This is a genomic window from Mycobacterium ulcerans subsp. shinshuense (assembly GCF_002355775.1).
Classification (GTDB): Bacteria; Actinomycetota; Actinomycetes; order Mycobacteriales; family Mycobacteriaceae; genus Mycobacterium; species Mycobacterium marinum.
The window spans coordinates 4,749,892-4,768,420 of sequence record NZ_AP017624.1; the positions used below are offsets into that span (position 1 = coordinate 4,749,892).

The 18,529-nt window shown below is 67.2% G+C and carries 10 protein-coding genes; 6 read left to right on the top strand and 4 right to left on the bottom strand.

The features are described 5' to 3' along the window. Positions 1-17 precede the first annotated feature (17 nt). Positions 18-482, bottom strand: a complete 465-nt coding sequence (gene cynS / locus SHTP_RS21280) for a cyanase (protein WP_020727456.1) — start codon at positions 480-482, stop codon at positions 18-20. A gap of 85 nt (positions 483-567) precedes the next feature. Then, positions 568-1,083, bottom strand: a complete 516-nt coding sequence (locus tag SHTP_RS21285; protein WP_096371701.1) for a nitroreductase family protein — start codon at positions 1,081-1,083, stop codon at positions 568-570. A 50-nt stretch (positions 1,084-1,133) separates the two neighbouring features. Here SHTP_RS21285 and recC point away from each other — a divergent pair, with 50 nt between their 5' ends. Genes recC through recD form a run of 3 tightly spaced genes read left to right on the top strand, consistent with a single transcriptional unit; the run spans position 1,134 to position 9,525 of the window. Next, entirely contained in the window at positions 1,134-4,433 is a 3,300-nt protein-coding gene (gene recC, locus SHTP_RS21290) for an exodeoxyribonuclease V subunit gamma (RefSeq protein ID WP_096371702.1), read from the top strand. Further along, complete coding sequence (gene recB, locus SHTP_RS21295) at positions 4,433-7,765, top strand: exodeoxyribonuclease V subunit beta (RefSeq protein ID WP_096371703.1); 3,333 nt, start codon at positions 4,433-4,435, stop codon at positions 7,763-7,765. The genes recC and recB overlap by 1 nt, the downstream gene beginning before the upstream one ends. Next, positions 7,762-9,525 (top strand): exodeoxyribonuclease V subunit alpha, encoded by a 1,764-nt coding sequence (gene recD / locus SHTP_RS21300; RefSeq protein WP_096371704.1) that lies wholly within the window; start codon positions 7,762-7,764, stop codon positions 9,523-9,525. Before recB ends, recD begins: the two co-directional genes overlap by 4 nt. A 20-nt stretch (positions 9,526-9,545) precedes the next feature. On the opposite strand, the gene SHTP_RS21305 is transcribed toward recD, so the two are convergent. Continuing rightward, positions 9,546-10,487, bottom strand: a complete 942-nt coding sequence (locus tag SHTP_RS21305; RefSeq protein WP_015354634.1) for a class I SAM-dependent methyltransferase — start codon at positions 10,485-10,487, stop codon at positions 9,546-9,548. A 131-nt stretch (positions 10,488-10,618) separates the two neighbouring features. On the opposite strand from SHTP_RS21305, the gene SHTP_RS21310 reads away from it, so the two are divergent. Both SHTP_RS21310 and SHTP_RS21315 read left to right on the top strand, forming a co-directional pair. After that, positions 10,619-11,881, top strand: coding sequence for a metal-dependent hydrolase family protein (locus tag SHTP_RS21310; RefSeq protein WP_096371705.1), 1,263 nt, complete (start codon positions 10,619-10,621; stop codon positions 11,879-11,881). A gap of 496 nt (positions 11,882-12,377) precedes the next feature. Continuing rightward, positions 12,378-14,753: a lysylphosphatidylglycerol synthase transmembrane domain-containing protein gene (locus SHTP_RS21315; RefSeq protein ID WP_096371706.1), complete on the top strand. Its 2,376-nt coding sequence runs from the start codon at positions 12,378-12,380 to the stop codon at positions 14,751-14,753. Positions 14,754-14,775: 22 nt separating this feature from the next. Here the strand turns inward: SHTP_RS21315 and SHTP_RS21320 are convergent, their stop codons facing one another. Beyond that, a complete protein-coding gene (locus tag SHTP_RS21320; RefSeq protein ID WP_096371707.1) occupies positions 14,776-17,415 on the bottom strand; it encodes a GH92 family glycosyl hydrolase in 2,640 nt (879 codons plus the stop codon). Positions 17,416-17,665: 250 nt separating this feature from the next. Between SHTP_RS21320 and lpqN the strand changes: the two genes are divergently transcribed. After that, positions 17,666-18,352 carry an envelope biogenesis lipoprotein LpqN gene (lpqN, locus tag SHTP_RS21325; protein WP_096372600.1) on the top strand — a complete coding sequence of 229 codons (687 nt, stop codon included), beginning with the start codon at positions 17,666-17,668 and terminating at the stop codon, positions 18,350-18,352. Positions 18,353-18,529 lie beyond the last annotated feature (177 nt).

Genomic DNA, 18,529 nt, shown 5'->3' on the forward strand with positions numbered 1-18,529 from the left:
GACCGCCCGCAATACCGTTACCCGCGGTTGTCTTCTGCCGAAACCCACTGGTAGGGAAGGAACTTTCCGTCCAGGGTCAGCACCACCCGGTCCCCCGTCGGATGGGATTTCTTGTGCATGTCAACGCTGAAGTTGATCGCGCTCATGATGCCGTCGCCGAACTGCTCGTGGATCAGCTCCTTGATGGCTCCGCCGTAGACCTGAAGCGCCTCGTACAAGCGGTAGATGGTGGGGTCGGTCGGAACCGCGTCGGGCAGCCCGCCACGCATCGGCGGCGCCGCGAGCACCGCAACCACGGACTCGTCCAGGCCCAGCATCTCGACCAGAACCTTGCCCAGCTCGACGGGAATGGGGTGCTGGCCGAGCAACGCCGAGGTGGTCCACAGCACCGGCCGGTCGATGGCATCGGCAAGTTGTTGCCACGTCAACCCGCGCACCAACCGGGCGACGACGATCTCTTCGGTGATCTGGTTTCTGTTCATGGCCCCCAGCATGCCGGTCGGCGACGACGCCGCCTGCCTCAGGTGCTACCGGCAGGACCGGCCGCCGCCGGCCCGCCCGGGTGGATCACCAGCGTCCGTAGTGCACGACCTCGGCGAAGGCCCGCCGATTCGGCTTACGGATAGGAACGAGCGGGCGGTCAGCGGGATATCCGACGCCAAGCAGGTAGGCGACCAGGTGGTCGTCGGGGACACCGAGGATCGCGCGCGCCTTGTCCTGGTCGCCCACCGAGGAATGACCGGTGCCGATCCCCAAGTCGGTGGCCGCGATCATCATCGCCATCGTCGCCTGACCGACGTCGTACTGGTCTATCACCTTCCTGCGCTCATCCGGCGGGACCGGAATCACCAGGGCGATCGCGGCCGCGGCCGCGGCAATATGGCCGGCGCCCATCCAGACCGTCGAGAGTTCCTGCAGCGCAGACCGTTCGGTGACGAGGACAAAGTGCCACGGTTGGCGGTTCTTGGCCGATGGGGCCCGCCACCCGGCCTCGGCGATCCGGTTCAGGTCGTCCTCTGACACCGGCTCCGGCAGGTACTGACGCACATTGCGCCGCGCGCAGATCGCATCCCAAGCTTGCATGCAACCCATGCTGCCATCGCCGTGGTCGGGCCGGTCTATCGTGGCGGCCGATGCCCCTTCACCTCCACCGCGCCGAGCGTACCGATCTACTTGCCGATGGCCTCGGCGCGCTCCTGGCTCAACCGCTGGCGGATCCGTTCGCCGAAGAGTTGGTATTGGTTCCGGCACGCGGCGTGGAACGCTGGCTCAGTCAGCGTCTCTCGCACCTGTTGGGACATGCACCCGGCGGCGGCGACGGGGTGTGTGCGGGTGTGTCCTTCCGTAATCCGCGATCGTTGATCGCCGAAATCACCGGCACCGCCGCCGACGATCCCTGGTCAGCGGAAGCGATGACCTGGCCCCTGCTGGAAGTCATCGACGGTTCACTGGAAGAACCCTGGTGCGCGACGCTGGCAAGACATCTGGGCCACTTCGACGTCGGGCCTGAGGCCGAGTTGCGTCGGGGACGCCGGTATTCGGTGGCGCGCCGCCTGGCCGGACTGTTCGCCTCCTACGCCCGGCAGCGTCCCCGGGTGCTGTCCGATTGGCTCGATGGCGGGCGGGGCGGCCTGGATCCCGATCTGAGCTGGCAGCCCGAACTGTGGTGCGCGCTGGTCGCGGTCGTGGGCGCCGATCCCCCACACCTCCGCCACGAAAAGACCCTCACCGCGCTGCGTGCCCGACCGGCCGGCCTGCCGCCGCGGCTGTCGCTATTCGGTCACACCCGGATGGCGGTCACCGACATCGAGCTGCTGGGCGCGCTGGCCACCCATCACGAACTGCACCTGTGGCTGCCCCACCCCAGTGCGGCCTTGTGGCGCTCGCTGGCCGACCTGCACGGTGTGGTGCCGCGGCGCGCCGACGCCAGCCATCGCCGCGTCGTCCATCCGCTGCTGGCGACCCTCGGGCGGGACCTGCGCGAGCTGCAACGCGGCCTCCCCGCCGATCCGGCGACCGACGAGGCACTCGGCGCCACTACCCGACCGGACACCCTGCTCGGCTGGCTGCAGTCCGACTTGGCCGCCAACCAGGTCCGGCCGGAAAACCGAACGTTGGTCGCCGGCGACCGGTCCATCCAGGTGCACAGCTGCCACGGGCCCGCCCGTCAGATCGACGTGCTGCGTGAGGTCCTGCTCGGCCTGCTCGCCGATGACCCGACGCTGGAACCTCGCGACATCCTGGTGATGTGCCCCGACATCGAAACGTATGCGCCGTTGATCGTCGCGGATTTCGGGCTCGGTGACGTGATGCACGGCGTGCACCCCGCGCATCGGCTTCGGGTACGGCTCGCCGACCGCTCACTGCTGCAAACCAATCCGCTGCTCGGCGTGGCGTCGCAGCTGCTGATGCTGGCCGGTAGCAGGGTCACCGCCAGCGAGGTGCTCAACCTCGCCCAGGCCGCCCCGGTGCGGGCCCGGTTCGGCTTCGCCGACGACCACCTCGAGGACATCACCAGATGGGTCCGGCAGTCGAATATCCGGTGGGGTTTCGACCAGGAGCACCGCAAGCCCTACGGGGTCGACTTCGTGCACAACACTTGGCGTTTCGGCATCGACCGGGTGCTGGCCGGCGTCGCCATGTCGGAAGCGTCGCACGCCTGGATCGACGCGACGCTGCCGCTCGACGATGTCGGCAGCAACCGGGTGGAATTGGCCGGTCGATTCGCCGAATACATCGACCGGCTGCGACAGGTGGTCGATTCGCTCACCGGCACCCGACCGCTGCGGGAGTGGCTGGCCGCGTTGACCGACGGCATCGCCCTGCTGACCCGCGTCGACGAGGGCGAAGCCTGGCAGTCCGATCAGATGCAACGCGAGTTCGCCGAGGTATCGCGCACGGCCGGACGGTGGGTCGAGACGATGTTGCGGGTGCCCGACATCCGCGCGCTGCTGCAACGGCACCTCGCCGGACGGCCCACCCGCGCCAACTTCCGCACCGGTACCTTGACCGTCTGCACCATGGTTCCGATGCGCTCGGTCCCCCACCGGGTGGTCTGCCTGGTCGGCCTCGACGACGGCGTGTTTCCACGCCAAGGTGTCGTCGACGGCGACGACGTGCTGGCCCGCAGCCCGATGACCGGTGAGCGTGACATCCGTTCGGAGGATCGCCAATTGCTGCTCGACGCGATCGGTGCGGCCACCGAGAACCTGGTCATCACCTATACCGGCGCCAATGAGTATTCGGGTCAGCGCAAGCCACCGGCGGTACCGCTGGCCGAGCTACTCGACACCCTGGACATGACCACAACAGAGCAGGTCCGCGGCCGCGTCGTGGTCGAGCACCCGTTGCAGCCGTTCGACGTTCGCAACGTGACGCGCGGGGCGCTGATGCCCGGCGTGCCGTTCAGCTTCGATCCGACCGTGCTGCGGGCGGCGCGGGCGGCCGCCGGCGAACGCGCACAGCAGCCGAGGTTCATCGGCGCACCCTTGGCACCCCCACCCGCCGATGACGTGGCGCTCGCCGACCTGGTCGCCTTCTTCAAGGACCCGGTGAAGGGTTTCTTCCGGGCCCTCGATTACACGCTGCCGTGGGATGTCGACGGTGTCGAAGACGCCATGCCGGTCGACATCAACGCGCTCGAGGAGTGGACGGTCGGCGATCGGATGCTGGCCGACATCCTCAGCGGCATGGCACCGGATGAGGCCCGACAGGCGGAATGGCGGCGCGGCACGTTGCCGCCCGGCCAGCTCGGCTGGCGCAAAGTGACCGAAATCCGTGACCAAGCGGCCTTGCTGGCCGCCGCGGCGCTGCGGCACCGCCGAGACGACGCGGCGGCATATGACGTTGACATCGACCTGGGTTCGCGAAGGTTGACCGGCACGGTGGCGCAAGTGTTCGGCGATCGTCTGGTGTCGGTGACCTATTCCAAGCTCGACGGCAAACATCTACTCGAATCCTGGATACCGTTGTTGGCGTTGTTCGCTCACGCTGGGGCCCACGACTGGTCGGCCGTCTGCATCGGCCGGCAGAAACGGGGTACCGTGCCCCGTCAGGCGGGGCTGGGGCGCCCCCGCGAACAGCCGGTGGAGCTGCTTCGAGATTTGGTGGCGATCTATGACGCTGGACGCCGTGAGCCAATTCCGTTGCCGATCAAGACATCCTATGCCTGGGCGGCCGCCCGGCACTGCGGCGACGATCCGGTGCGGGAGGCGTCATTTCGGTGGAAGTCCAGCGACCGCTACCCGGCTGAGGACCAGGCACCGGCTCACGTTCGGACCTGGGGAAGGAACGCGAGACTGACCGATCTGATGCAACCGGTGCATGCCGAATCCGAGCGTGCGGCCTGCCCCAACGGTGAAGACAACCGGCTGGGGGCCTTCGCCGCGCGGCTCTGGCTGCCGATGCTGCGCGCCGAGCGGGACCCCGGCTGATGCGCCCCTTCGATCTGCTCGGCCCACTGCCCGCCGAGAATTCCACCACGGTGCTCGAAGCCAGCGCCGGAACGGGCAAGACATTCGCGTTGGCCGCGCTGGTGACCCGCTACGTCGCGGAGGGACGGGCCCGGCTCGACGAGATGCTGCTCATCACCTTCGGGCGGGCGGCCAGTCAGGAACTTCGTGAGCGGGTCCGATGCCAAATGGTCGATGCGGTGCGGGTTTTCCACGACTCCCGCAACGGCTCCGATGACGCGGACCCCGCCGGCGACAACCAACTGCTGGCTCACCTGCTCGACGGCACCGCCGCCGAGCGCGACGCGCGTCAGCAGCGCCTGCGCGACGCGCTGGCCGGATTCGATGCGGCAACCATTGCCACCACACACCAGTTCTGCCAGCTGGTGCTCGAGTCTTTGGGCGTCGCGGGTGACACCGACACGGGTGTGACGCTGGTCGAAGACCTCGACGAGCTGGTCACCGAGATTGTCGACGATCTCTACCTGGTGCACTTCGGCCGTGACCGCGATGACCCCCCGCTGACCTACCGCGACGCACTGCGGATCGCCAGGGCGGTGGTCGCCAACCCGTCCACCCAGCTGCGGCCGCTGGATGCGCCGCCCGGATCCCGGGCCGCGGCCTGTGTCGGTTTCGCCCATCACGTTCTCGAAGAGCTGGAAACCCGCAAGCGGCGTCGGGGCATCCTCGGCTACGACGACCTGCTGCTGCGGCTGGCCGATGCCCTCGCTAGCGAGGACTCTGCGGCCCGGGCGCGAATGCAGCAGCGCTGGCCGGTGGTCATGGTCGATGAGTTCCAGGACACCGACGCGGTGCAGTGGCAGGTGATCGACAGCGCGTTCAGTGGGCGCTGCACACTGATTCTCATCGGCGACCCCAAGCAGGCCATCTACGCATTCCGCGGTGGCGACATCGTCACCTACCTGCACGCGGCGCAAACCGCCGGGGACAAGCGGACACTGGCCACCAACTGGCGCAGCGACAGCGCGCTGGTCGATCGGTTGCAGGTGGTGTTGCGTGGCGCTGAACTCGGCGATCCCGCAATCGTGGTGCGCGATGTCAAGGCCCACCACCAGGGCCACCGGCTCGCGGGCGCGCCGCACAACGACGCCCTGCGGCTGCGGGTGGTGCGCCGGGCCACGTTGGGCCGCAGGGGAATCCAGAACCTGCCCATCGATATTCTGCGCGATCACATCGGCCGTGATCTCGCCTCCGACATCGGTGCGTTGCTGGCCTCCGGGGCAACATTTGCCGGCAGAGCACTGCAGGCCAATGACATCGCCGTGATTGTCGAGAAGCACAAGGACGCGCGGGCCTGCCATCGCGCGCTCACCGACGCCGGGATTCACGCGGTCTACACCGGCGACACCGATGTGTTCAGCTCCGAAGCCGCCGACGACTGGCTAGCGCTGCTGGAGGCGTTCGACCAGCCGCATCGCCCCGGGATCGTGCGCGCCGCCGCCGCGACGATGTTCTTCGGCAAGACCGCCAACGATCTTGCCCGCGGCGGCGATGCGCTCACCGATCGCGTCGCAGAGACCCTGCGGGAGTGGGCGGACTACGCCCGCGAGCGGGGGGTGGCCGCCATCTTCGAGGCCGCGCAGTTGGGCGGTATGAGCGACCGCGTGCTGTCGTGGCAGGAGGGCCAGCGGCACATGACCGACCTGGCCCACGTGACGCAGCTGCTGCAGAAGGTCTCCCACCGGGAGCGCTATACCCTTCCGGCGCTGCGAGACTGGCTGCGCGGCCAGCGCGAGGATCGCGGTGGCGCTACCGAGCGCAACCGCCGGATCGATAGCGACGCCGCGGCCGTCCAGATCATGACGGTGTGGGTGAGCAAGGGTCTGCAGTATCCGGTGGTGTACCTGCCATTCGCCTTCAACCGCAACATTCAGGAACGCGAACTGGTGCTGTTTCACGACCGGGGCACGCGCTGCCTGCATATCGGCGGGAAGGACTCCCCTGATTTCGGCACGGTCGAGAGGCTGGGCGCCAAAGAGGCTGCCAACGACGACAGCCGATTGACCTACGTTGCGATGACGCGGGCGCAGTCGCAAGTGGTGGCCTGGTGGTCACCGGCCTATGACGAACCCAACGGCGGGCTGTCACGGCTGCTGCGGGGCCGGCGTCCCGGCGACTCGGTGGTACCTGACCGCGCCACCCCTGCCAAGATCACCGACGAGGATGCCTGGGACCGGTTTCAGCAATGGCAGGCCGCCGGAGGGCCGACGGTGGAAGAGTCCGTCATCGCCGCGGCACCGGCGATTGCCGGCCAGCCGGCGCCGTCCGAGCTGGCCACCCGCCGGTTTGACCGCGGCATCGACATCAGGTGGCGGCGCACGTCGTATTCGGGATTGATCAGGATGGCCGAGGCGACCGGCGTCAGCAGTGAGCCGGAGGTGACCGAACGCGATGATGAAGTCGCCGAGGTTCCGTTGACCGAGGTGGTGATGTCCGGCCCCGAGCAGCCTTCTCCCATGGCGGATCTCCCATCCGGCGCGAAGTTCGGCTCGCTGGTGCACGCCGTGCTGGAGACCAGCGATCCCTTCGCCATCGATCTCGCCGCCGAGCTGGAATCCCAGATCCGGGTGCAATCCGCGTGGTGGCCGGTGCAGGTGCCCGCGGCCCAGCTTGCCGCGGCGTTGGTCCCGATGCACGACACCCCGCTGGGCCCGCTGGCCGGCGGATTGACGCTGCGCCAAATCGGGCTACCGGACCGATTGCGGGAGATGGACTTCGAGTTTCCGTTGGCCGGAGGCGATGAGGCTGATGCCGGGGGCCACGCACCCGATCTCCGGCTGGCCGACGTCGGGGCGCTGTTGCGGGCGCACCTGGACGCATCCGACCCGCTGGCGCCATATGCCGATCGGTTGAGCGGGGACGCGCTTGGTGGTCAGACGCTGCGCGGATATCTCAGCGGTTCGGTCGACGTGGTGTTACGGATTCCCGACGGGCCGGGCCAGCGGTATCTGGTCGTCGACTACAAGACCAACTGGCTGGGTGACCCCGACCGCCCGTTGACCGCCGCCGACTACCACCGTCCCCGGCTGATCGAGGCGATGTTGCACTCCGACTATCCGTTGCAGGCGTTGCTGTACACCGTTGTGCTGCACCGTTTTCTGCGCTGGCGCCAGCCAGGATACGATCCGGCCCGACACCTGGGCGGCGTGCTGTACCTGTTCGTCCGCGGGATGTGCGGTCCCGACACTCCCATGCTCGACGGTCACCCCGCCGGGGTGTTCAGCTGGTCGCCTCCGGCCGCACTGGTGACGGCGCTGTCCGATCTGCTTGATGCGGGCAGGGCGGTCGCATGACCATCGAGGTTGTCGACCCGGCGGACTGGCGGCAGGCGGCGAGCGCGTCCGGACCGCTGCGGACGTTCAACGAAGCCGGTGTCATCGATGCGGCCGATGTCCATGTCGCGCAACGCCTTGCGGCCATGTCTGGCGAGTCCGACCCGGTGGTGTTGCTGGCCATCGCGTTCGTGGTGCGCGCGCTGCGGGGCGGTTCGGTGTGTTTCGACCTGTCCACCATCGAGGCACAAGTCGGGATCGCCGACCTCCCCTGGCCGGCGGCCGGCGAATGGCTGGCCGCGGTTCGGGCCAGCCCACTGGTCGGGTCACCGGCGGTGCTGCGCCTGCACGAGGACAATCTGGTCTATCTGGACCGGTACTGGCGCGAAGAACAGCAGGTCGCCGACGACATCCTGGCCCTGCTGGCCGCCCGGGCCAGCGCATCGGGCCCGGCTATCGAGGTCAACCGGCTGTTTCCACCCGGCTACGAAGAGCAGCGCGCGGCCGCCAAGATTGCGCTGGCGCAGGGCTTGACGGTGCTGACCGGTGGACCGGGGACCGGCAAAACCACCACGGTGGCGCGGCTGTTGGCCCTATTCGCCGAGCAGGCACAGCTCGCCGGCAAGGCGCGACTGCGCATTGCACTGGCCGCACCGACCGGCAAGGCCGCGGCCAGACTGCACGAGGCGGTGCAGTCGCAGATCGACAAACTCGATGCCATCGATCAGCAAAGGGTTCGTGGGCTACAGGCGACCACATTGCACCGGCTGCTGGGCAGCCGGCCCGACACCTCATCACGGTTTCGCCATCATCGCGGCAACCGGCTGCCGCATGACGTGATCGTCATCGATGAGACGTCGATGGTGTCGCTGACCATGATGGCTCGCCTGCTCGAAGCGGTGCGTCCGCAGACGCGGCTGCTTCTTGTCGGCGATCCCGACCAACTGGCGTCGGTGGAGGCGGGCGCGGTGTTGGCCGACCTGGTGGACGGGCTGGGCGCGCGCCACGACACCCACGTCGCGGCACTGCGCAGACTGCATCGGTTCGGCGAGTCGATCGGCCAGTTGGCGGCGGCCATCCGCGGCGGCGACGCCGACCGGGTTGTCGAGATCTTGCGGGCGGGCGACGACCACATCGAGTGGATCAACGCCGCCGACCCGACCCCGCAGCTGCGCAATGTGCTGCTTCCACACGCCCTTGAGCTTCGACGCGCCGGCGCGCTCGGTGATACCGCGGCCGCGTTGGCAACACTCGACGAGCAACGGCTGCTGTGCGCACACCGGCGTGGACCGTATGGAATCGCGCACTGGAACCACCAAGTGCAGAGATGGCTCACCGAAGCAACGGGCGAGCCGATCTGGTCGAGCTGGTATGCCGGACGGCCGGTGTTGGTGACCGCCAACGACTATGGGCTCGGCGTGTACAACGGCGACACCGGGGTGGCCGTCCTGGATGGCACGAACCGCGCCGCGGCTCCGGGCGCGCTGCGGGTCGTCATCGCCCGCGCGCAGGAGCCGCTGAAGTTCGCGACCAGCCGACTATCTGATGTGGAAACCATGCATGCCATGACGATCCACAAGAGCCAGGGCAGTCAAGCCGACGACGTGACCGTGCTGCTGCCGCCGGCGGATTCCCGGTTGCTGACCCGGGAACTGTTCTACACGGCGGTCACCCGGGCCGCCCGCAAGGTGCGCATCGTCGGGCCGGAGTGCGACGTACGGGCCGCGATCGCGCGCCGGGCGATCCGGGCGACCGGGTTGCGTTCCCGATTGCAGCCGTGACGGCGCCCGCCTAGTCGCGACTAGTTGCGCTGCGCGGCCACAAACAGGTTCGTGGGCACCCGGTCCTCGACCTGAGCTGCGGCCGCGCGGCCGTAGCCGGCCATCAGCTCGCCCGACGGCGTCACCGTAACGTCCCAGTCGTGACGCCGGAACCAGTCGCCGACGTCTTCGCGTTCCTCGAAGTACCACAGTTCGTCGGTGCGGGGGATCTCCCGCTGCGGCTCCACGTGCGCCATCACCGCCCGGATCCGCTCCATCCGGGCACTTCGGTTGGCCCGAACCTGCGGGTCGAGGAACTTCGGCCCCAGCGCCTCGACGGCGATGCGGCTTGCGCGCACGGTCAGTCCCTGAACCCGTTCGAACAGCAGGTCCTGGGCCACCGCGGGCAAGTACGGCATCAGCCCTTCGGCGGACCAGACGCTGGGCACCGAAGGGTCAAAACCGGCCTGGCGCAGCGCGGTCGGCCAGTCCTGACGAAGGTCCACCGCGACCGCGACCCGGCCGCAGGCGGGTTCGGCCCCGTGCTCGGCCAACGTCGCAGCCTTGAACTCCAGCACCCTGGGCTGGTCGAGTTCGAACACCGTCGTGCCGGCTGGCCAGGGCAGCCGCCAGGCGCGCGAGTCCAGTCCGGCCGCCAGGATCACCGCCTGACCGATCCCCGCGCGCGTCGCGTCCAGGAAGAACTCGTCGAAAAACGCCGTCCGCGAGGCCATGTAGCTGACCATCGCCTCCATCTGCAGCGGCAGATCCGGTTCGATTTCGAGCAGTTCGGCCGGCAGTTGCGGCGCCGAGTGCCAGTTCCACACGCCGTCGCCGACCGCGTCGAGGAATACCTGTGCGAATGGATCGCTGATCAACGGATGCTGGCTTCGAGTCTCGGCCGCCCGCGCCGAAGCCACACCCAGCGCCGTCGCCCCGACGCTCTCGGTGATTTCCCAGCTGTCGTCCTCGGTCCGCGCCATGCCCGGCTCCTCCCGTCGATCAACGCCTCCCTGGCGAACATACGTCAGCAGCACGCGCACCGACGTGAGCCGCCGGCGGTTCAGGCGCGGGGATACACGTAACCTACAAGCACACTCGACGAGGAGCCCGGATGGAACCAAACGAGCTGCATATCTCAAACGTCAAGGTCTTCGACAGCGTCGAAGACCGGATCACCGGGCCGGTCGACGTGACCGTCCGCGGCCCCGTGATCGCCAGCATCGCACCGGCGGGCGCCGCGGCATTGTCCGGCCCAGCCATCGACGGCACCGGCAAGACACTGTTACCCGGGCTGATCGATGCGCACTGGCATGCGATGTTCACCACCATCCCGGCAGCGCTGGCCCAGGTCAGCGAGTTCGGCTACGTGGTCGCCAGGGCCGTGGTCAGTGCCCGCGAGACACTGTTGCGCGGCTTCACCACCGTCCGCGACCTCGGTGGTCCGGTGTTCGGCGTCAAGCAGGCGATCGACGAGGGCTCGATTCCGGGCCCGTGGATCTACCCGGCGGGCGGCTTCATTTCCCAGTCGGGCGGGCACGGGGATTTCCGGCTGCCCAACGAGGTGCCGCGTGGGGTGTGCGGCCACCTGAGCTACACCGAGATCATCGGCGCGGCCGTGATCGCCGACGGCGAGGCCGAGGTATTGCGCGGGGCGCGGGAGATGCTGCGCCGCGGCGCGTCACAACTGAAGCTGATGGCCGGCGGTGGCGTCACCTCCGCATACGACCCGCTCGATGTTGCCCAGTTCACCGAGACCGAAATGCGCGCGGCGGTGGAGGCCGCCGAAAACTGGGGCACCTACGTCACCGTGCACGCCTACACCCCTCGCGCCATCCGGGCCGCGATCGCCGCCGGTGTCCGCTGCGTCGAACACGGTCAACTGATCGATGAACCGACCGCCGCGCTGCTCGCCGAAAAGGACATCTGGTGGTGCCTGCAACCGTTCCTGGATGACGAGGACGCGGTGGCGGTGCCTCCCCCGAGCGTGCCCAAGTTCAAGCAGATGGTCGCGGGCACCGACACCGCGTATCAGCTGGCGATCAAGCACGGCGTCAAGATCGCGTTCGGTACCGACACGTTGTTCGACGCCAAGCTCGCCAGCCGCCAGGGTGCTCAGCTGGCAAAGCTCACGCGCTGGTTCACGCCCGCCGAGGTGTTGCAGCAGGCGACGATCCGCAACGCCGAGTTGCTGGCGATGTCGGGGCCGCGCAACCCGTACCCGGGGCGGCTGGGCGTGGTTGCCGAAGGCGCGCTGGCCGACCTGATCCTGGTCGACGGGGATCCGATTGCCGACATCTCGCTGATCGCCCGACCCGACGAGACGTTCACCACCATCATCAAGAACGGCCGGGTGGTCAAGGGTGCGGCGAGTTAGTCCAGCAACGGCACCGGAAAACGGTGTCCGTTAGGTCATTTCCCAAGCATCAGGTGCCCAGTCACGCGGGTCTTCACCGCCAGACGTTGACCCGGCCCGTATCACACCCGCCACATTGCCTCGCGCTGGCATCGAATTGTGCTGCACGCCAAGCACCGTGGCTACTCGTTCGCCGGCTGGACCTGCCGGTCGCCTCACCGAAGTGCATCAGGTGAGCGACTGGGCCGACTGTGGGCGAACCGAAAGCTCAACAACCCCACCACCGAATGGATTCCTGCGGCGCACCTCGACGCGGTTGTGGGTAACCGGGCCCGCACCAACGCCTTTTTCATCCGCAGCGGTTCTGACGCAGCGACAAGGAAGGTCCATGAACATCGCGGGCGCCGATTCGCGTGCGGCGGTTTGGATTGCCTAGGCCCACCTGTCATCCTGTTCCCACAGGTAAGTTGTCGGCGAGCCATGGAGAGGGGAATCGGTCCACCGGACCGTTGGGCATATGCGAGTTGGCGGACGCGAGATCACCGTTTCCGGTAGCTTGCTGCCTCCGATAACCAGACGCACCAACGACATCATCTGGCTGGTCGTAGCGGTGGTCTTCCTCGTGGTCGTGGTGACGAGTTCGGTGATCACCCGCCCGCGGTGGGTGGCATTGGAGAAATCGATCTCCGAAATTGTCGGCGTTCTTACCCCCACCCAATCCGATCTGGTTTACCTGGCTTACGGTGCGGCGATTCTGGCGTTGCCATTCGTGATTCTGATCGGGCTGATCGTGAGCCGACAATGGAAACTGCTCGGCGCCTACGCGGCCGCGGCAATCATGGCCGTTCTGCCGTTGTCGATCAGCAGCAACCGAATTTCGGCCCCCCGGTGGCATTTCGACCTGTCCGAGAAGCTCACCACCCTGCCGGTCCAGTTTCTGGATGACCCGCGGTGGATAGCGATGGTCGCGGCGGTACTCACCGTGTCAGGCCCCTGGCTGCCCGCCCGCTGGCGACATTGGTGGTGGGGCTTGTTGTTGGCCTTCGTGCCGACCCACCTGGTCATCAGCGCCATCGTGCCGGCCCGTTCGTTGCTGGGACTGGCCGTGGGGTGGTTCGTCGGCGCGCTGGTGGTCCTAGTCGTTGGCACGCCCGCTCTCGAGGTGCCCTTGGAAGGTGCGGTCCGCGCCATGGCCAAGCGTGGATTCGCGGTATCGATGCTCACGGTGGTGAGGCCGGGCGGCGCCGGTCCACTAGTGCTGGCGGCCACCTCCCCCGACCCCGAATGCCGGGCGGCTATCGAGTTGTACGGCCCGCATCAGCGCAGCGGCGGCGCGCTGCGGCAACTCTGGTGGAAGCTGCGACTGCGCGGCTCCGAAACCGCGCCGCTGCAGGCCTCCATGCGCCGCGCGGTCGAGCACCGCGCCCTGATGGCCATCGCGATCGGGGAGGCGGGTGTCGCCAATACCTCGACCATCGCGCTGGCCGCGCTCGACCGCGAATGGACGCTGTACGCGCACAACCCGGTACGCGGGACACCGCTGGATGAATGCACCGCCCAGACACCGGTTGGCCGGGTGTGGGAATCGTTGCGAACGCTCAACGACTACCAGATCTCGCACGGGGACTTGCGCTGCCACGAGATCACAGTCGATGAGGACAAGGTCCTGTTCGGGGGGTTCGGCAACGCCGAATATGGGGCCACCGACGCCCAACTCCAGTCGGATATCGCCCAACTCCTGGTGACCACCTCGGCACTGTACGGCGCGCAGCCCGCGGTGAGCGCCGCGATCGAAGCACTCGGCAAAGACACCATCCTGATGGCCTCGCGCCGGCTCACCAAATCCGCCGTGCCCAAGCGCATCCGCGAATCTGTGGCCAACGCCAAGACCGTCATCGCCGGCGCCCGCACCGAGGTCAAGCGCCAGACCGGTGCCGATCAGATCGAGAGCCAGACGATCACCCGGTTCAGTCGCAGCCAGTTCATCCAACTGGTGCTGATCGGCGCGCTGGTGTACGTCGCGTATCCGTTCATCAGCACCGTGCCGACCTTCTTCTCCCAGCTCAGAACCGCCAACTGGACGTGGGCACTGCTCGGGTTGGCGGTGTCGGCACTGACCTATGTCGGTGCTGCGGCGGCATTGTGGACCTGCGCCGACGGGCAGGTCAGCTTCTGGAAGCTCTCGATCGTGCAGGTGGCCAATACCTTTGCGGCAACAACCACCCCGGCCGGCGTCGGTGGCCTCGCGCTGAGCACCCGTTTCCTGCAGAAGAGCGGTCTGAGCGCGTTACGGGCCACCGCAGCCGTAGCGCTGCAGCAGTCGGTCCAGGTGATTGTTCACCTGGCGTTGCTGATCCTGTTCAGCACCGTCGCGGGAACCTCAACCGATCTATCGCATTTCGTGCCCACCGGCACCGTGGTGTACCTGATCGCGGGTGTGGCGCTGGGCATCATCGGAACGTTCTTGTTCGTGCCCAACTTGCGGCGCTGGCTGTCGACGGAGGTGCGGCCCAAGCTCAAAGAGGTCACCAGCGACCTGATTGTGCTGGGCCGGGAGCCCAAGCGATTGGCCATCATCCTGCTGGGTTGTGCGGGAACCACTCTCGGTGCCGCGCTGGCGCTGTGGGCCAGCATCGAAGCCTTCGGCGGCGGAACCACATTTGTCACCGTCACGGTGGTGACGATGGTCGGCGGGACGCTGGCCTCGGCCGCGCCGACACCCGGCGGTGTCGGCGCCGTCGAGGCGGCACTGATCGGTGGGCTGGCCGCGTTCGGGGTGCCCGCGGCGATCGGCGTTCCCTCGGTACTGCTGTACCGCGTGCTCACCTGCTGGTTACCGGTGTTTCTGGGCTGGCCGATAATGCGGTGGCTGACCAAGAGCGAAATGATCTAGCGCTGGCCGCGGCGCGCGCGGGTCACTCGTCATAGCCGAGGACCACAACCAGCACGGTCGATGTCCGGCTGGTTGCACCGGCGGTGGTGGTCAGATACGTCAGGTAGTACTCGTTGTCGACCGACTTGTCCACCGTGATTCCGACCCGGGTCGTGGCCGATCCATTCTCGGCGAATCGTCCCGAGGTGGGTACCACCGTGATCCCGCCGGTCGAGGACTCTCCGGTGATGGTGAACTCGTCTATGCCGGTGATCATCCGTTGTAGGTCGACCCTGACGGTTCGTGTCGTTCCGGGCGCAATCCTGATGATGGGTTGCGGGACATTGACCGTCACCGCCGAGCCGCCCGCGCCGAACGACGGTGGCTCCGATGACGGTCCGCTACCCCAATGCTTGTTGGGAACGGCGGCAAGCTCGAAGGCGACGTCGCCGCCTGTCGTGATGATCGACTCCGGAAGATAGGTCTGGTCAGTGGCCGCACCGTTGATGCGCAGCCCACTGATGTACCTCATGTGGCTGGGCGCGGACGCGCCGGGCGCGGAAAGCCGGATGAATTTGTCTGCGGGGAGGCTGATTACGGCCCGGTCAAACAATGGGGTATTCACCGTCAGGATCGGAGTCCCCGCCGTGATCGGATACAGACCGAGGGCCGCCCAGACATACCAGCTGGACAGCGCGCCCAGATCGTCGTTGCCGGGCGCGCCGTCGGGCGTGGCCGCGAACAGGCCGCGCACTCGGTTGACCGTCCGCTGCGTCTTCCACGGCGCTCCCAGGTAGTTGTAGATCCACGGCACCCCGAAACCCGGCTCATTGCCGGCCCACAGGTAGGGCTGGTTTGGGCCCACGTTGAGCTTCTTGGTGAAGCGATCCAGCCGGTTTTCCGCCGCCGCACGGCCGCCCAGCGCTGTCACCAGGCCGGCGATGTTTTGCGGCACCATCCACAGATATTGCTCGGCGTTGCCCTCGTCGAATCCGTCCTGACCAAACCCCTCCGGGATCTCGGTGAATCCCGGGCCGTCGGGGAAGAATCCCATCCGATCCCGTGGCGAGATGAAACCGGTGCTGGGGTTGAACAGGTTCTGCCAGTACTGCGACCGGTGCTGGAATTCGGCGGCGGTCTTGTCGTCGCCCAACGCCTGCGCGAATCGGGAGATGGTGAAGTCGTCGATGGCCCATTCCAGGGTGATCGATGCGCCCGCGATGCGCCCGCCGGTAGCGAATTCGCTCACCTGCGGCCCGAAACCCAACTCTTGGTAGGTGGTGATTCCCGGCCGCTCGACATAACCATTGAGGCCGACGCCGCCCCGCGTCGCCGCGTTCACCATGTAACGCAGCGCGGTGTGAACGTCGAAGTCCTTGGCGCCGAAGGTATAGAGATTTACGATCAGCGGCACCGCATTGTCCCCGGTCATCATGCCCGTCGACGAATTCGCAAGGGGCCAGCGCGGAAACGCACCGCTCTGCTCTGCGTCGTTGACCAGTGACTGGGCCATGTCGCTGGCCTGGCTGGGGAAGAGCAGCCCTTGCAGAGCGGCCAGGCTGCGATAGGTGTCCCAGTCGGAGAAATTGGCATATTGGATATGGCCCTGGGGCACCGTGTGAATGGCACCGTCAAACCCGAGGTATCGACCGTCGGCATCGTTGAAGGTGTTGGGGTGCAACAGTGAACGGTAGAGGCAGCTGTAGAAGGTCACCAGTTCGTCGGGGTCACGGCCGGCCACCGCGATGCGCAGCAGCGCCGCGTTCCACTCCCTCGCGGCGGCGGTGCGAACATCGTCGAAACTCGCCGCCCCCTCGACCGCGAGGTTCGCTCGTGCGCCGTCGATGCCCACGTAGGAGATCGCGGTTTGCACCTCGAGTGCGGCGCCGGACGGAAACTCCACATAAGCCCCGCTGCGCCGGGAATGCGCGCCGCGGACCCCGGCGTAGACGGCGTAGCCGTCCCACGCGCCGTAGGAGATGAACGGCTGGTTGAACTTCATCGCGACGTACACGGTGTAGGTGTTGTTCTTGCCGCAGAATCCGCCGCTGGTCGCCGAACCGGTGATCGTGGTGTTGTCCGCCCCGAGCTGGATTGTCGAGCGCGAGTTGCCCGCCAGCGACGCCCCGGACTGCACCCGCAGCAAGGCCGGCCGGCCATCGCGCGGGTAGCTGAACCGGCCGAAGCCGGTGCGGGTGGTGGCAGTGAGCTCCGCGGTCACCCCGGTGGCCGGAAAGTGCACCGAGTAATAGCCGGGGACCCCCACTTCGCTGTCATCGTGGACAATCCGCTCGGCCCCGCGCCAAGGTTGCACACTGATCGCGGTGGTGGTGGGCAACACCGAAATGTCGCCGAAGGCAGCGCAGCCCACCGAGGCGTGCGTCATGCTGAACCCGGTGGAACGGGGATTCTGGTAGTCGTAGCCGGCATAGTTGTCGGTGGTGTCCGGCGAGTACTGCACCATGCCAAACGGCACCGCTGCGCCGGGGAAATTGTTGATCTCCCCGACGATCTCGCCCCCGGTCCCGGTGCCGACCAGCGTGTCGACGTAGTCGACGGGGTTAGCCACCAACGACGGTTCCCCGTCGTAGGCACGCGGCGGCGCGGCCGCAATCAACGGCAGCAACAGGCCCAGCACCGCGAGGAGCGCAGCAAGGCCCCGCAGCAACCTCGGTGACCGCATACGTGTCTCATTACTGCACGCCGAGCCTTCCTGTGGGGATTTCGGCATTAATCCAGGCCGATGACAGGACAATGCGCGCCATCACATTTTCGGCGATCGGTTCCAGGGCAACCGCCGGCATCCGCCGGCTCGACACCGTTAGCACCGGTAGTTGGGGCATTGCCGCAACGCTGCGCACCGGTTGGGCTAATGTCGGTCCGGATGTCGCCGGAGCAGATACCGGGGCCCCAAAATTCAGGAGATGCAAGACATGAAGGACCTCACCGCGGTGCTGGCAACTGCGGCGCTAAGCCTGACGCTGGTTGCCTGCGGGTCTGGCACGACGAGTGACAACAAGACCTCCACATCGACGTCCACGTCCACGTCCACGTCGACGTCCACCACGACGTCGGCGACCAGCCCAACACCGGGCGCCCAAGCCAACTACACGATCGCTGACTACATCCGGGACAACGACATCCAGGAAACCCCCGTGCACCACGGCGACCCCGGATCCCCGAACATCGATCTGCCGGTACCCGACGGCTGGCAACTGCTACCCGAAGGCTCGGGCGCACCCTACGGTGGCATCGCCTACACCCAACCCGCTGATCCCAACGACCCGCCCACCATCGTGGCGATCTTGTCCAAACTCACCGGCAACGTCGAGGCCGCCAAGATTCTCGAATTCGCCCCGGGCGAGCTGAAAAACCTGCCCGGGTACGAGGGCAGCAACAACGGCAGTGCCTCCACACTCAGCGGCTTCCAGGCATGGCAGCTCGGCGGTTCCTACACCAAGAACGGCAAGCAGCGGGCGGTCGCGCAGAAGACGGTGGTGATCCCCAGCCAGGACGGCCTGTTCGTGCTTCAGCTCGACGCCGATGCCCTCGACAGCGAGCAAGACGTGTTGATGGATGCCACCGGCGTGATCGACGACCAGACCAAGATCACCCCCTAGCCGGGCGCGCCAACCAAAACGCACCGCGGAGCTGCACGCACTCCGCGGTGCGTTTTTCCTATCCCGTCCGCCAGGCCGGCGTGGCGCCGTCGCCTTGCGGGGCAGGCCGACCCGCAATCAGTCACAATCGTCAGGTCGGACAAGCGACTCAGCTTCCGATCAAGCCGCTGGCCGGTG

Bases quoted from the DNA above. Each gene is read 5' to 3' on its own strand.
- SHTP_RS21320 (WP_096371707.1), bottom strand. From the start codon at position 17,415: ATGCGGTCACCGAGGTTGCTGCGGGGCCTTGCTGCGCTCCTCGCGGTG.
- recB (WP_096371703.1), top strand. From the start codon at position 4,433: ATGCGCCCCTTCGATCTGCTCGGCCCACTGCCCGCCGAGAATTCCACC.
- lpqN (WP_096372600.1), top strand. From the start codon at position 17,666: ATGAAGGACCTCACCGCGGTGCTGGCAACTGCGGCGCTAAGCCTGACG.
- cynS (WP_020727456.1), bottom strand. From the start codon at position 482: ATGAACAGAAACCAGATCACCGAAGAGATCGTCGTCGCCCGGTTGGTG.
- SHTP_RS21285 (WP_096371701.1), bottom strand. From the start codon at position 1,083: ATGCAAGCTTGGGATGCGATCTGCGCGCGGCGCAATGTGCGTCAGTAC.
- recD (WP_096371704.1), top strand. From the start codon at position 7,762: ATGACCATCGAGGTTGTCGACCCGGCGGACTGGCGGCAGGCGGCGAGC.
- recC (WP_096371702.1), top strand. From the start codon at position 1,134: ATGCCCCTTCACCTCCACCGCGCCGAGCGTACCGATCTACTTGCCGAT.
- SHTP_RS21310 (WP_096371705.1), top strand. From the start codon at position 10,619: ATGGAACCAAACGAGCTGCATATCTCAAACGTCAAGGTCTTCGACAGC.
- SHTP_RS21315 (WP_096371706.1), top strand. From the start codon at position 12,378: ATGCGAGTTGGCGGACGCGAGATCACCGTTTCCGGTAGCTTGCTGCCT.
- SHTP_RS21305 (WP_015354634.1), bottom strand. From the start codon at position 10,487: ATGGCGCGGACCGAGGACGACAGCTGGGAAATCACCGAGAGCGTCGGG.